Here is a 13,396-nt window from a genome sequence, read left to right on the forward strand (position 1 = left end):
GGCCAGCGCCTCGGCCGAGGGGGTGGCGGCGCAGGCCCAGAGGGTCAACTCGCTGGTGCGGGCAACGCCGGTCGCGGCATCCCAGCCGGGCTCATAATCCTCATAGGTGATGTCGAGCCCTTCATTCTGGGCGTCATAGCCTTCCATCCCCAGGACGCCGCGATAGGAGCGCATGTCCATCGGCTTGGCATCGGGCGACCAGAGCCAGGCGGTCAGCGTCGCCATGTCGCTTTCGGCGTCGCGAATGCTGATCTGGGACGGGTGGCGCTGCCAGAAATAGCGGGTGGCGATCGCCGCGCCGCCCTGGGGCGAGCCGATATAGCCCAGGCCCTGTGACCGGCTGCCGGCGACGGAATCGACCCAGGCATGGCCGTCCTGGGTGCGCTTGGCGATGGCGAAACCGTCGGCGGACAATTGGGTCAGGTCGAAATCGCCCCAGGTCGGGATGCGATCGAGCAGCTTGGCGACGCCCGGCGCCATCGCGTCCATCGGCACCGCCTTGCCGGCGATCTGCGCGGCGCGCACCGCCTTGCCCGGATCGCGGCGCAGGCCGGTGAGCGGCCGCACCGCTTCGCTGAACAGGCCATCGTCGGCGGTGGCGAGGCGGACATGACGGTCATGCGGGGCGCCGGCCATCGGCACGGCAGCGGTCAGGCCGATGCCGCTGATGAAATCCTTCGCCGGATCGCCATCGAAGATGAAGCTGTGGACGATGCGCAGATGATCGCCGCCGGCATGGGCATAGAGGCGCAGGGTGAAGGGCAATAGCTGCCGCCCCTGCCCTTCATGCACACCGGTCAGCTTGACGACAGCGCGGACCGGCCCCTTCTGCTCAACCGTGGCGCTGGTGATGCGGCCGGTGAAAGGCGTGCGGGTGCCGCCTTCGGGCGCGCTGTCGACGCTGGCGACCAGGGTCAGGGGACCAACGACGGTGCGACCGCCCTGCTGCGCCGACTGGATGATCGCATTGCCCGACCGGCCGATGCTCCAGCGCAGCGTACCGACCTGAATCTCGATCCGGTCGGCGAGTTCGCGCACCAGTACCGGCGCCTGCGGCGCGGCGGGCTTGCCCTGCACCACGCGCAGCGCGCCGGGCTGGCCAGTGCCCGCCGGCAGCGCATGGGCGGTCCATTTGATCGAACCGTCGGGCCAGGTGGCCAGCGTCCAGTGCTGCGAGGGCAAAGCGGTGCCATCGGCGCCCTGCACCGACAGCGGCTTGCCGGCGCGCAGCACGCCGCGCGGCCATGGCACGCCGAAGGTCTGGCCGAGCGAGAGCGGCGGGGCGGCATCGTCGATCCAGCGCACCGGCGTTTCCGGCATGGCGCCGCCACGCGCGCCAGTCGCCGCCTGCGCCGCGCCCGGCAGCAGCGCGGTCGCGCTCGCCATCAATCCTGCCTTCAGGCTGTCGCGCCGGCTGATCCCCGCCCTGATATCCACTTTGCTCTCCCTTTTATGTTGTTCAGATCTTGGTGATGGTGAAATTGCGGACCTGAAGATGGCTCTGCGTCGTGCGCAGGCCGAAATGGCCGCTGCGATAGGGATCGGGATCGTCGAGCGTGAACAGGGTCGCGCCGTCCCGCTCCACCATGATATGAGATCCGTTGGCGATCAGGCCGATCGAAAACCATTGATTGGGCACCAGCATCGCCGCCTTGTCGGTGCGGTCATGTTCCGGCAGCAACGGGCGATGGCCCGGTTCGCCGACATAGCGACGCATTCGCGTGGTGCTGTTCCGGTTACCGCCAATGCCGACATAATAGGTGCGGAGGCTGTCATACTCCTCGAACGTGCCGCTGCGCGTGCGGCCGAGCGCCGATCCGCCGGGCGCAGCCGGGTCGCGCGCCATCCAGAAAGCGTTGACGTCGCTGACCTCGTCATAGGGGCCGCCGTCCGACACGGCGCGCACATCATAGCGGATCGCGACCGGGCCGCTTAGTTGCTTGCGGAACCAGAGCGTCAGCCCCCTGGGCGCGACGATGTCGAGCAGGCCGTCCTGCGCGGTCACGCGCGCGTCGCCCACTGCCTCCAGCTGCCATTGTTTGAGGCCATGGCGGAAATCGTCGCGCCAGAGCGGGCCCCGCGCCGCAGCGTTCAAGGGGCCGGCGATCGGCGTCAGGGCCAGCGATGCAAGGAGGGTGCGGCGAGAGAACATGGCGACCTGTCCCGCTTGATCTTGAAAAAATGATGCTGCGGGTCGGGCATGTCCCGACCCGCAGCCTGTCTCATGACCTGGGGGAGGCCAGGCCATGAGCGCCAATCAGAGCTTGAAGCGGATACCGCCATAGACGCGGCGGCCGACCGTCTCGATGATGGTGCGGCGTTCGACGCTGTTGGCATTTTCCTTGCGCGTCGCGTCGAGCAGGTTGACGCCCTCCAGGAACATCGAGATGCCCGGCATCAGCGTGACGTTGAGCGACGCATCGAGCTGGCCATAGGCTTCGCCGAACTCGGGATTGTTGCCGCGGCCCTGCGCCGTGATCAGATATTTGGACCGCCAATTATAGGCGCCCCGCAGGCTGACGACGTCGTCTTCATAATAGGCCGAGATATTGTAGGCATGGCGCGACAGGCCCTGGAAGGGCAGGGAATCGCCGGTGAAATAATCCTTCCCTTCATAGCCGCTATCCTTGGAATAGGTATAGTTGGCGACCACGCCCATCTGCTTGAGCACCGGCACGTCGATGAAGTCGAACGCGATCTGCGCGCCGGCTTCCACGCCGTTGATCGTCACCTTCTGCGTGCCGTTGGTGGGCACGGTGATGGTGTAGGTCACGCCGCTGGCATCGGTGTAAGGTTCGGTCGTGTTCTGGATGAACGAGCTGATTTCCTTGCGGAAATAGGTGACCGACGCGAAGCTGGTGCGGTTGATATAATATTCCAGGCCCGCATCATATTGGCGAGCGCGGAACGGCTGCAGATCCGGGTTGCCGCGCGAACCCGACAGGCCAACCACGTCGATGGTGAAGCGCGGGGCCAGCTGCTGCGGCAGCGGACGGGCCATCACTTCGGTCGCGGTCGCACGCGCCATCAGCTTGTTGGGGATGAGTTCCGCCTTCATGTTGATCGAGGGCAGGAATTCGGTGCTGTTGCTGTCATAGGATACGGGTGAGATCACGCCACCGGTGCTGAGATAGCCCGAGGTGTTGACCTTGGTATTGACGACGCGGGCGCCGATCACGCCGCTGACGGGCACGGCTCCGACATCGAAGGCGAAGCTGGCCTGGCCATAGCCCGCCAGGTTGCGTTCGCCGACCTTCCAGGTGTCGGTATAGACCTGACAGGTGCCGTCGGCATTGGCCGGGCAGCCGCCTTCCGCGAACGGATCGGGAATGCCGACCGCATCGGCCACGCCCTGGGTCATGTTGAGCCAGCCGCTATAATCGCCGGTGAAGCCCAGATTGCCGGTGTGGAAGAAGGGCGAGGTGCCAAGCGCCGCATTGCCGCTGACGATGCTGTCGATTTGTGCCTGCACCGCCGGATCGCTGAAACCATTGAGCGTCGTGGTGCGGGTGTAGAAGCGGCTCTTGACCGTCAGGTCGCGATACTGGCCACCAATCTTGAACGAGGTGAACAGGCGGCCGTCGGTCTTATATTCCGCGTCCAGCTTGGCCATCTTCTCGGTCTGGTCGTCATAGCGCGGACGGCGCAGCACGGTCAGCTGGTTGATGCCGGCCGTGGTGGTCGGATCATTGGGCAGGATGATGTTCGGCGCATTCTGGCCGTTGCTATAGTCGACGATCAGGCTGGACATGCCGGTGACGGCCGCGGTCGCATTGATCTCGTTATTATAGGCCTTGGCCTTGGACAGCGAGATTTTCGGCGTCAGCGTCAGGTTGCCGGTCGTCCAGTCGGCGCCCAGCGCGACATTATAGGTGGTACGCTTGATGTCGCCCAGAATGTTGCGATAGGACACGCCCAGCTGGCTGGTCTGCGCCTTCGACGTATTGTTGGTCATCACCAGATATTCGACCGTATTGTCCGGGCCGATGATGGTGTTTTCCGTGTCGACGATGCCGCCGCTGGTGCCGGTCTGCAGATATTGCGAGGTCACCGACTGGATCGACTTGGTCCAGTTGCTTTCGACATAGGCCTTGAAATCGTCGCTCGGGCGCCATTCCAGGATGCCGTTCAGCGCATAGCGGCGGGTTTCCAGGCGGTTAATGACATAGCGCGGAATGTCGGGGAAGAAATCGCCGACGCCGTCATTGTTGAGGTCATAGGCCTGCATGCCGGCCGTATTGGGATCGCTGTCCAGCTGGACCCAGCCGGTGGTGCGCGCCTGATGGCTTTCGACATTGCGGTTCTCGAACGTGCCCGACACCAGCACGCCGATCGTGCCATTGGCGAAGGTGTCGCTGCCGATCAGCGCCAGGCGCGGGTCCATATGGTCGCCGATATCGGCATAGATGGCCTGGGCGGAACCGGCCAGATAGGGCTTGCCGCCATTGTCGAACGGCCGGCGGGTGATGACGCGCACGGTGCCGCCGACGCCGCCTTCGGTCATGTCGGCGGTCGCCGACTTCACCACTTCCAGGCGGTTGACGAATTCGGAGGGCAGATCGCGGAAATCGACGTCGCGGCCGCCGCCCACGGTGGTGGACAGGGCGGTGACGCCGTTGATCTCAACGCGGTTCAGTGACGGATCGGCACCACGGATGGTGATGCCGGAGCCTTCGCCGTCGGAACGGGTCAGCTGGACGCCGGTCACGCGCTGCAGCGCTTCACCGACATTCTTGTCCGGGAACTTGCCGATATCCTCGGCCGAAATGGCGTCCAGCACCTGGGCTGCATTGCGCTTGGCGTTGAGCGCGCCCTGAAGGCTGGAACGGATACCGGTGACGACGATATCCTCGCTGCTCGCTTCGGGCGCCTGCTGGGGCTGTCCGGACTGCTGCTGGTCTTGTGCCGCGGCCGGCATGGCGCCCAGCAGGACGGCGGCGACGGCCGACGTCGACAACAAGGCGCGATAATTGGAAAACCTCACTTAAACATCCTCCCTATGCGTGCCCCCCCGTTTGGGCACGGGTTTGAGGTCGACCGCGACCAGACCCCGCCGCGACAACCCTTTGATATCCCATATATTGGGTATTCATATCTATATATGGACACGTAGAGATGGCGCTCTCTTTGCGACAAAGCGAGCCATACCATCGATGAACCGTTGCCATAACGGACCATGGTTCCATCATGTGGATCATCAGGCGTCACCAGACGCTTCACCGCGGATCCGGGCGCGCCGGTCGCGTTAAGCCGTCCGGCGGATCGAGCGGCAATGCGTTCCAGATTGTGGAATGGGTGCGCCGTTCAGGCGACGGGTCGTGCCAGTAGGGCGTGCAACTGTTGTTCGACCGCGATGTCCGCCTGATCTTCGATCAGCCAGCACTCGCCCGCCATCCAGGGCTGACCGTCGATCAGCCCACTCCCCTGCAACGGAATGAACCAGAACGGCCCCTGATCCTGCCGAACCCGTTCGCCAGCCTCATGCACCAGATTTTCGAGCGTGAAGGGGGCGCCGGTTTCCTCCACCAGCATAGCGGCGCTGTCGTTGGTCACATGCTGTGCCAGCCGGTCATAGGGTACGGGCTCACTAACAGCCATGCCGGCATCCAGATGCAGTTCGCGGGGGCGCCCATAATCAAACAGGCGATAGGTCACGTCGTTATTCTGCTGCACTTCGACGAGGGTGATGCCGCCGCCGATGGCGTGGATCGTACCTGCCGGAATATAATAGAAATCGCCCGGCTTTACCGGCTTCCAGTCGATCAATTCCTCAATCGATCCATCCAGTGCGGCAGCCTTCAGCGCATCGGCATCGACCGTCCGGGTCAGGCCGATGCCCAGCCGAGCGTCCCCTTCGGTTGCCAGCACATACCAGCATTCCGACTTGCCGCCAGCCAGCCCCATGGCCTGCGCCTGGGCATCGTCGGGATGGACCTGCACCGACAATTTCTCGCTGGTGAAGAGATATTTGACCAACAGCGGCTGAGGCAGGTCCGCGTCCGCCGTGAACCAGATCTCGCCCACGCGACGATCGGCATTCAACCCAAAGCGCGCAGGCAAATCCCTGCGTCCCCAAGGCTTTTCGACGGCGCTCGGAATCAGGCGATAGGACGACATATCCAAAGCCATAGCAGAATGGCAATCGCTGTCATGTCATCATCCGTGCCAAGCCGATATTGTCTTGCGTCATCTAGTAATTCCCGACCGGGCGCATGTATCAGCCCGCCAGCCCCTTGATATCGGCGGTCAGATCCAGCACCTGCGCCGCCTCGAAACTGGCGACCGGATAGGCGCAGTAATCGGCGGCATAATAGGCGCTGGGTCGGTGATTGCCCGACGCGCCCAGACCGCCGAACGGCATGGCGCCGCTCGCGCCGGTGGTCGGCCGGTTGCGGTTGACGACGCCGGCGCGGCTTTCCAGCAGGAACCGGTCCCACAGCGCATCGTCGGCGGATACGAGGCCCGCCGCCAGGCCATAGCGGGTCGCATTGGCCGCCGCGATCGCCGCGTCGAAATCGGCGACGCGGATCACCTGCAGCAGCGGCGCGAAAATCTCTTCGTCGGGTGCCTCCACCCCGGTCATGTCGATCATGCCCGGCGTCAAGAAGGCATCGCCCAGCCCGGCCGGTTGTTCGAGCGGCAGCAATTCGACGCCACCCAGCGCCAGCAGCGCGGCATGGCGCACTTTGGCATGGGCCGCCGCCTCAGCCGAGATCAGCGCGCCCATATAGGGTTCGGGCTGGCTGTCCCAGGCACCGATCGTCAGCCGCCGGGCGAGCGCCACCGTCGCGTCGAGGATCGCGTCGCCCGCCGCGCCCTGCGGCACGATCAGCCGGCGCGCGCAGGAACAGCGCTGGCCCGCGGTGATGAAGGCCGACTGGACGATGATCGAGGCGACCGCCTGCGCATCGCCGTCCCAGGCGACCAGCGGATTATTGCCGCCCAGCTCCAGCGCCAGGATCACGCCCGGCCGGTCGGCCATGACGCGGGTGAAATGCGCGCCCGCGCCCGCCGATCCGGTGAACAACAGGCCGTCGATATCTTGCGCGATCAATGCCGCGCCGGTGTCCCGCCCACCCTGCAACAGGGTGAAGACGCCATCGGGCAGGCCCGCGTCGCGAAACGCCTGCGCCATCAGTTCGCCGACCAGCGGGGTCAGTTCCGATGGCTTGAAGATCACCACATCGCCCGCCAGCAGCGCCGGCACGATATGGCCGTTGGGCAGATGGCCGGGGAAATTATAGGGGCCGAGCACAGCCATCACGCCATGCGGCTTGTGGCGCAGCACCGCCCGGCCGAACGGGGTCGCCTGCTCGCGCGATCCGGCGCGTTCGGCCTGCGCCGCGATCGAGATGTCGACCTTGCCGATCATCGAGGCGATTTCGGTCTTCGCCTCCCACAGCGGCTTGCCGGTCTCACGCGCGATCGCCTTGGCAAAGGCATCGCTGCGGTCCGACAGCAGCGCCTTGTAGCGGCGCACATGATCCTCGCGAGCGGATTGCGGCAGTGCCGCCCAGGCCGGAAAGGCAGCGCGGGCGCGGGCGACGGCCGCCGCGCAGGTCGCGGCATCGGCCGCCTCCCCTTCCCACAGGAGCGTGTCGCTGGCCGGGTCGATCGAACGGAAAATCATATGGCCTCCAGAAAGCGGGACAAGGATAGCGCACCCTTTTCCAGCCTCCTAGCGCCTTGCGGGCGCGACGGGATAATGAATCCCGCCGCGCCCTTCATGCCGATCCGGAATAAGCGGTGCCTATTCCAGATAGGTGGTACGCAGCGCCGCAATGTCCACCGGCGTCAGGCCGATTTCCTAAGCCAGATAGGCGTCCACCGACCCCCAGCGCTTGTCGATTTCGGCGAAGGCATAGGTCAGGAAGGGCGTGCCGTCGGGCAACACCAGCGGATTGGCCTTGGCCATCGCTCCGCCCTTCTGCATCTGCGCGAACATGCCGGCGACCGGGCTGCTCTGCGCCACCCCGTCGCTCATCGGCGGCACTTCATATTGCGGGCGGCGCGACGGGGTCGAGAGCACATAGTCGCGATAGATGACATCGCGCGGCACGCCCAGCGCCGACAGGATCATCGCGCTGACAAAGCCGGTGCGGTCCTGCCCGGCCGAGCAATTATAGAGTAGCGGCCCGTCCTTCGACAGCAGGCGGGCGAAGACGATACGCAGCTGCGGCTTCAGCTGGGTCGCCATATTGCCATAGGTGCCGGCATAGGCCGCGGCCTGCTTGGCCATGTCCATATTCTTGGCATCGAACTTCATGCCCTGCATCATCGCGGCCATCGAATAGCCGACTGCATTATAGGGGATGCCGTCCAGCTTGGTCGGGGCGAACAGCCGCTCTTCATCCGAGCGGAGATCGACCAGATTGGCAACGCCCAGCGCCTTCACCTGCGCCACGTCGGCCGGGGTCAGCATCGCCTGCCCGCCCGACCGGTAGATCTGGCCCCAACGGACATGCTTGCCACCGGCCGCCGGATAGCCGCCCAGATCGCGGAAGTTGGAGGATTGCTCCATCACCAGCACACGCTCGGCCACGCGCGTCACCGCGCCGCTCTTGCTGTCGCGCAGCAGGAAATAGGGGCGGGTGCCCGGCGCCACCTGCACCTCCTGCACGCCGTCCTTGTCCCTGGCCGAAAGCAGCGTGGCGCTGGCAATGGGGGCATCGGGGCGATCGGCCTGCAACAGATCGACCGGATCGGCATCCTGCCAGCGGATCGCCAGCTTGTCGGGCGCCACGCGCTCCACCACCGGATCGGCGATGGTACCGGCGAAGGCGGCGGCCGGCATCGTCAGGGGCAGCGCCGCCAGCGTGGCGCGGATCATCATCTTGCGCATATTCGTCTCTCTCCTCTATTTTAGAAGCGGACCGTGGCTTCCAGGCCATAGGTGCGCGGTTCGTTGAAAATGCCCATTTGCAGCGACGAGGAGCCGGTCTGGAAGAACGTGTGCTGTTCGTTGAACAGGTTGCGCGACCAGGCCGAAATCTGGAGCTTGGCGTCGCCCTTGAGGGCGATGTCGGCGAGCGACAGGCGGGCATTCACCAGGAAGGAGGAGTCGGTCAGCGCCGCGTCGCTGGATTGGGAATGATAGCCATCGCCGCCATTGGCATCGACATGGGCGCGCAACGTCGCCCAGTCGAGCGGCAGGCTATAGTCGATCGCACCGCTGAAGGCGTTCTTGGGCGTGTAGACCACGAACACGGTCTGCAGCGCATTGCCGGCAAAGGGGTTGGCCGCCTGTGCCAGATCGCCCTTGGTATAGGCATAGGCGGCGGTCAGCGTCAGCCCCTCGACCGGCATCACCACCAGATCGGCCTCGACGCCCTTGATCGTGCCATGGCCGTCGACATTGACGGTCTCGATCGTGGTGCGGGTCGGGCCGCCCGGCACTTCGGACAGCACCGCGTTGAAGTCGATCTGCTGATTCTTGTAGATCGTCTTGTAGGCGGCGAGGTTCAGCCGGACATGACGGTCGAGAAATTCGCCCTTGAAGCCGATTTCGGAGGTTTCGACCTCCTCGGGCTTATAGGCGCGATAGGTGACGGAGCGCGAATTGGCGCCGCCCGCGCGATAGGCCGTCCCCCATTTGCCATAGAGATGGATATTGTCGGTTGCGTCGAACGCCAGCGTGACGGTCGGGTCGATCCGGCTGCTGGAAATGTCGAAGCGGAAATCCTTGTCGACGCCATTGACCTTGAACAGATCGCCGCTCTTCTTGTCACGGGTATAGCGCGCGCCGCCGGTCAGGTGCAGCGCATCGTCGAGGATCGCCGGGGTCCAGGTCGCCTGCCCATAGAGGGCGAAGCTGTCTGCCTTGGCGTCGCTGGCGCGATCGGGATAGGGCGTGACCTGGCCGGCTTCCAGCGTCGGCAGCCGGGTCGGCGCGTCGGCCGCGGTTGCGCCCCACTGCATGGTATAGGGCGCCCAGGCCCAATCCTCGCCCTTTTCATGATAATAATAGGCGCCGGCGACGAAATCGACGCGCGAGAGCGAGCCTACCAACTGCACTTCCTGGCTGAACTGATTCTGGTCGAGGCCCGCCAGGCTGTAGCGCGCGAACTTGGCATAGGGCGCAAAGGCGCCCTGATGCGCACCGCCATTGTCATATTGGCTCTGGCTCAGCTCACGATAGGAGGTGATGGAGCGCAGGTTGATGCCATCGGCGACCTGCCAGTCCATATGCAGCGCATGGCCATGGGTCTTGCCGATGCTCTTCTGGATCGGCACGCCGATGTCCGCGGTCCTGGCCCGATCGGGCTGGACCTCGACCATGTCCGCGACCGGCAGACGGTCCGACTTGCCCAGCATCTGGAAATAATAGGGCGTGCTGGCGTCATAGGAGGTGTCGAAATCATATTGGGCGGAGAAGCGGCTGCTCGGTTCCCACAGGATCGCGCCGTGCATGCCCCGCTGGTCGAGCTGGTTATAATCCTCCTCGCCCGCCATCGGATTGTCGGTGGTGCCACCGCGCTTGGTGACGAGCGCGTCCAGCTTGACGCTGAAATTGGCGAAGCTGGGCAGGTCGAGATGGGTTTCGACCTTATAGCCGTCATAGTTCATGACGCCCATCGTCTGGCTGAGGTGAAACTCGCCGCTCGGCTTCCTGCTGACGATGCTGAGCGCGCCGCCGGTCGAGTTGCGGCCGAACAACGTGCCCTGCGGCCCCTTCAGCACCTCGATCCGTTCGATGTCGAACAAAGCCGTGCCCAGCCCCTGCGACCGGCCGAGATAGACGCCGTCAATATAGATGCCGACGCCCGCGTCGCGGCTGGGCTGGTTGGCGTCGAACGGCACGATGCCGCGAATGCCGACGGTCAGCGCTGAATTGCGCGACGCAAAGGGGGCGATGCGCAGCGACGGCACCGCCCCGTCGCCCAGATCCTTCAGGCTCACCACGCTGCGCGCCTTGAGATCATCGCTGCCCAGCACCGAAATGGCGATCGGCGTCTTCTGCAAATTGGTCTCGGTCTTCTGCGCGGTGACGACAATCGAACCAAGGCCGGCATCTCCTTCGTCGAGCGGCGCGTCCTCCGCATGGGCCGGGGCCGCGAAGCCCGCCCCCATCAGCCCCGCCCCCATCAGCATGGTGCCGGCCAGAATGAGTGCGCGACGGCGCAGGACAGACGAACATTTCATGATGCGTATCCCCCGAATGATGTTGAATTCGGAGGGGCAGTTAGAACGTCTGTATGCAGCCGCAGTTACATATGTATCTCAGTTCGATGACAGGATCAGCGGCAATATGACAGTGGCGAGACACGGATATCGCCCCGACGCAGCCTTTGCCAGTTCGGGGGGATATGGCATAAAGGACGCTATGGCGACGGCTGCACATTCGGGAAAAACATCGGAAATCGGCGCAATGGCGCGGCTTATCGAGGCGGTTCTCGACCTATGGGAACGTGATGGCGCGAGCGACACATCCGCCCGTGCGATCAGCCGCCTGGCCCAGACACCTGTATCGGGAATCTATCATCACTTCGGTTCACTGGAACAGTTGTTTCTATCCAGCCACGAACAGGCCCAGCGCGAGTCGGAACGCTGGTGCGCGGCGCGGCTGGCGGAGCTGGAGGGGGTCGCGCCCCTGTCGCGCGACGCCTTTGCGCCCCTGCTCGCCGCGCTGATCGACCAATGGTGCGAGGAACAGCGCCGGCTGGCCTTTGCCTGGCGCGAATGCCAGCTGATCGCCGCGCGGGAGGATCGCTATGGCCCGGTCGCCCAACGCTGGACGACCATGTGGCGCAATTTCTGGGAAGAGGTCTGCGCGCGCTGTGGCCATCCGGGCCGGGGCGCCTTCACCGCCTATCTGTTCGATGGCGAAGCGACGCTGCACCTGATGCGCTGGCGCCGACCGGTCGACCGCGCCGCGCTGGACGACATGTGCGCCAGCTGGAACGACTGGCTGTGCGGTCGCCCGGTGCGCGCCGGCCATTGGCGTCAGTTCGCCCGCGAACAGGCCGACCTTGCCCTGCCCGAACAGACGATCAGCAGCGGCACGATGGAACAGATTGCCGAAGCGGCTGCCGATGTGCTGGCGCAGGAGGGCATGGCGGCCCTGACCCATCGCGCCGTCGCCACGCGGGCGGGCCTGACGCTGGGCGTCGTTTCCTATAATTTCCGGTCCAGCGCCGAACTGGTCCGCGCAGCGTTCGAGATGATCTATCGCAAGGCGGTGGAATCGGGCGGCGGCACCGTGCCGGAGGCAGTGACATTGACCGACGAGCAGTTGCTCGCGCGCTATTCCAATCCCCCGCCCCGCAACGACCGTATCCTGCCGGCGATCGACGAGTTGATGCTGGCCGCTGCGCGCGACGGCGACCTGCGCGATTTCGCGCCCCAGTTGCGCTATCGGCGCGGCCGCACCAGCGGCGGCCTGCTCCGCGCGATCCTGGGCCGGGATGTCGCGCCGCTGGAAGCCGCGCTCTTTTCCGGCGTCATATCGGGCCATCGCAAGACCTGTTTCGGCCTGACGCCGGCCGAAGCCGCTAGAGCCGGCGCACAGGCCATGCTGGACCTGCGCACGATGGTGCGCGCCGCTGCGGATACGGCTCAGTCGGAAAGCGCCTGAGCCCGCGCCGCCAATATATCCTCCAGATGGTTGACCGGATCGCCGGCAACCACCCCGCCCTCAACCGGCATGGCGATGCCGGTGATCTGCCGCGCGCGGTCGCTGGCCAAGAACAGCGCCGCCTGCGCCACGTCGTCCGGCACGCCGCGCCGCTTCAACGGCTGGTTGGAGAGATAGACCGCATCGATCGCGGCATCGACCCGCGCCGCCGCCCCGGCCGCTGCCCCCTGCGCGCTGAAGGAGGACAGGCTGGTGCGGATATGACCGGGCACCAGGCAGTTCACGCGGATGCCATATTGGGCAAGATCGATCGCCGCCGATTTGGAGAATTGGATCAGCCCCGCCTTGGATGCCCGGTAGCTCATCATCGCCTGTCCCGCGAGCAAGCCCGCGATCGAGGCATTGTTGAGGATGACGCCGCCGCCATGATCCTTCATGTGCCGCGCCGCCGCCTGCGTCCCCAGCATCGGGCCGAGCAGATTGACCGCCATCACCCGGTCAAAATCGGCCAGGCTGTCGTCGAGGAAATGCGGGAAGGGCGCGCAGCTGATCCCGGCATTGTTGAACAGGATGTGCAACCCGCCAAAGGCATCGACCGCGCGCGTAACCATCGCCTGCACCTGCGCCCGGTCGGCGACATCGACCGCCATGAACAGCGCCGCTGGCCCGAGCGCAGCGGCCAGCGCGGTGCCGGCCGTCCCATCGCGGTCGGCGATCAGCACCCTCGCCCCTTCGGCCACGAATAGCTCCACCGTGGCCCGACCGATGCCGCCTGCGCCGCCGGTGACGATGGCGACCTTGCCCGCCAATTCTCCTGTCATG

General features: G+C 65.2%; 8 protein-coding genes and 1 pseudogene. 1 reads left to right on the forward strand and 8 read right to left on the reverse strand.

Going from position 1 to position 13,396, the window contains the following annotated elements; translation table 11 throughout:
- The 7 genes and pseudogenes from BRX37_RS27595 to BRX37_RS04350 all read right to left on the reverse strand — a co-directional run.
- Positions 1-1,386, reverse strand: a pseudogene (locus BRX37_RS27595) (exo-rhamnogalacturonan lyase family protein); the annotation flags it as partial.
- A gap of 73 nt (positions 1,387-1,459) precedes the next feature.
- Positions 1,460-2,152, reverse strand: a complete 693-nt coding sequence (locus BRX37_RS04325) for a DUF6250 domain-containing protein (protein ID WP_125985665.1) — start codon at positions 2,150-2,152, stop codon at positions 1,460-1,462.
- 105 nt (positions 2,153-2,257) lie between these two features.
- Complete coding sequence (locus BRX37_RS04330) at positions 2,258-4,984, reverse strand: TonB-dependent receptor (RefSeq protein ID WP_125985666.1); 2,727 nt, start codon at positions 4,982-4,984, stop codon at positions 2,258-2,260.
- Between the two features lie 320 nt (positions 4,985-5,304).
- On the reverse strand, positions 5,305-6,117 hold the full coding sequence (locus BRX37_RS04335) for a class I mannose-6-phosphate isomerase (protein ID WP_125985667.1): 813 nt from the start codon (positions 6,115-6,117) through the stop codon (positions 5,305-5,307).
- A gap of 100 nt (positions 6,118-6,217) precedes the next feature.
- Complete coding sequence (gene astD / locus BRX37_RS04340; RefSeq protein ID WP_125985668.1) at positions 6,218-7,630, reverse strand: succinylglutamate-semialdehyde dehydrogenase; 1,413 nt, start codon at positions 7,628-7,630, stop codon at positions 6,218-6,220.
- A gap of 177 nt (positions 7,631-7,807) precedes the next feature.
- The gene (locus tag BRX37_RS04345; RefSeq protein WP_125985669.1) at positions 7,808-8,842 is read right to left on the reverse strand and encodes a tyrosine-protein phosphatase; all 1,035 of its coding nucleotides are present in this window, start codon (positions 8,840-8,842) and stop codon (positions 7,808-7,810) included.
- A 20-nt stretch (positions 8,843-8,862) separates the two neighbouring features.
- Positions 8,863-11,142 (reverse strand): TonB-dependent receptor, encoded by a 2,280-nt coding sequence (locus tag BRX37_RS04350; RefSeq protein ID WP_125985670.1) that lies wholly within the window; start codon positions 11,140-11,142, stop codon positions 8,863-8,865.
- Between the two features lie 226 nt (positions 11,143-11,368).
- Between BRX37_RS04350 and BRX37_RS04355 the strand changes: the two genes are divergently transcribed.
- Entirely contained in the window at positions 11,369-12,574 is a 1,206-nt protein-coding gene (locus tag BRX37_RS04355; RefSeq protein WP_318276597.1) for a TetR family transcriptional regulator, read from the forward strand.
- Here the strand turns inward: BRX37_RS04355 and BRX37_RS04360 are convergent.
- Positions 12,556-13,395 carry an SDR family NAD(P)-dependent oxidoreductase gene (locus BRX37_RS04360; protein ID WP_125985672.1) on the reverse strand — a complete coding sequence of 280 codons (840 nt, stop codon included), beginning with the start codon at positions 13,393-13,395 and terminating at the stop codon, positions 12,556-12,558. The two genes, BRX37_RS04355 and BRX37_RS04360, sit on opposite strands and share 19 nt — an antisense overlap.
- Position 13,396: the final 1 nt, after the last annotated feature.

It is taken from the genome of Sphingomonas sp. S-NIH.Pt3_0716, from assembly GCF_003950715.1.
Taxonomy (GTDB): Bacteria; Pseudomonadota; Alphaproteobacteria; order Sphingomonadales; family Sphingomonadaceae; genus Sphingobium; species Sphingobium yanoikuyae_A.

Bases quoted from the DNA above. Each gene is read 5' to 3' on its own strand.
- astD (WP_125985668.1), bottom strand. From the start codon at position 7,630: ATGATTTTCCGTTCGATCGACCCGGCCAGCGACACGCTCCTGTGGGAA.
- BRX37_RS04360 (WP_125985672.1), bottom strand. From the start codon at position 13,395: ATGACAGGAGAATTGGCGGGCAAGGTCGCCATCGTCACCGGCGGCGCA.
- BRX37_RS04355 (WP_318276597.1), top strand. From the start codon at position 11,369: ATGGCGCGGCTTATCGAGGCGGTTCTCGACCTATGGGAACGTGATGGC.
- BRX37_RS04350 (WP_125985670.1), bottom strand. From the start codon at position 11,142: ATGAAATGTTCGTCTGTCCTGCGCCGTCGCGCACTCATTCTGGCCGGC.
- BRX37_RS04325 (WP_125985665.1), bottom strand. From the start codon at position 2,152: ATGTTCTCTCGCCGCACCCTCCTTGCATCGCTGGCCCTGACGCCGATC.
- BRX37_RS04335 (WP_125985667.1), bottom strand. From the start codon at position 6,117: ATGTCGTCCTATCGCCTGATTCCGAGCGCCGTCGAAAAGCCTTGGGGA.
- BRX37_RS04345 (WP_125985669.1), bottom strand. From the start codon at position 8,842: ATGCGCAAGATGATGATCCGCGCCACGCTGGCGGCGCTGCCCCTGACG.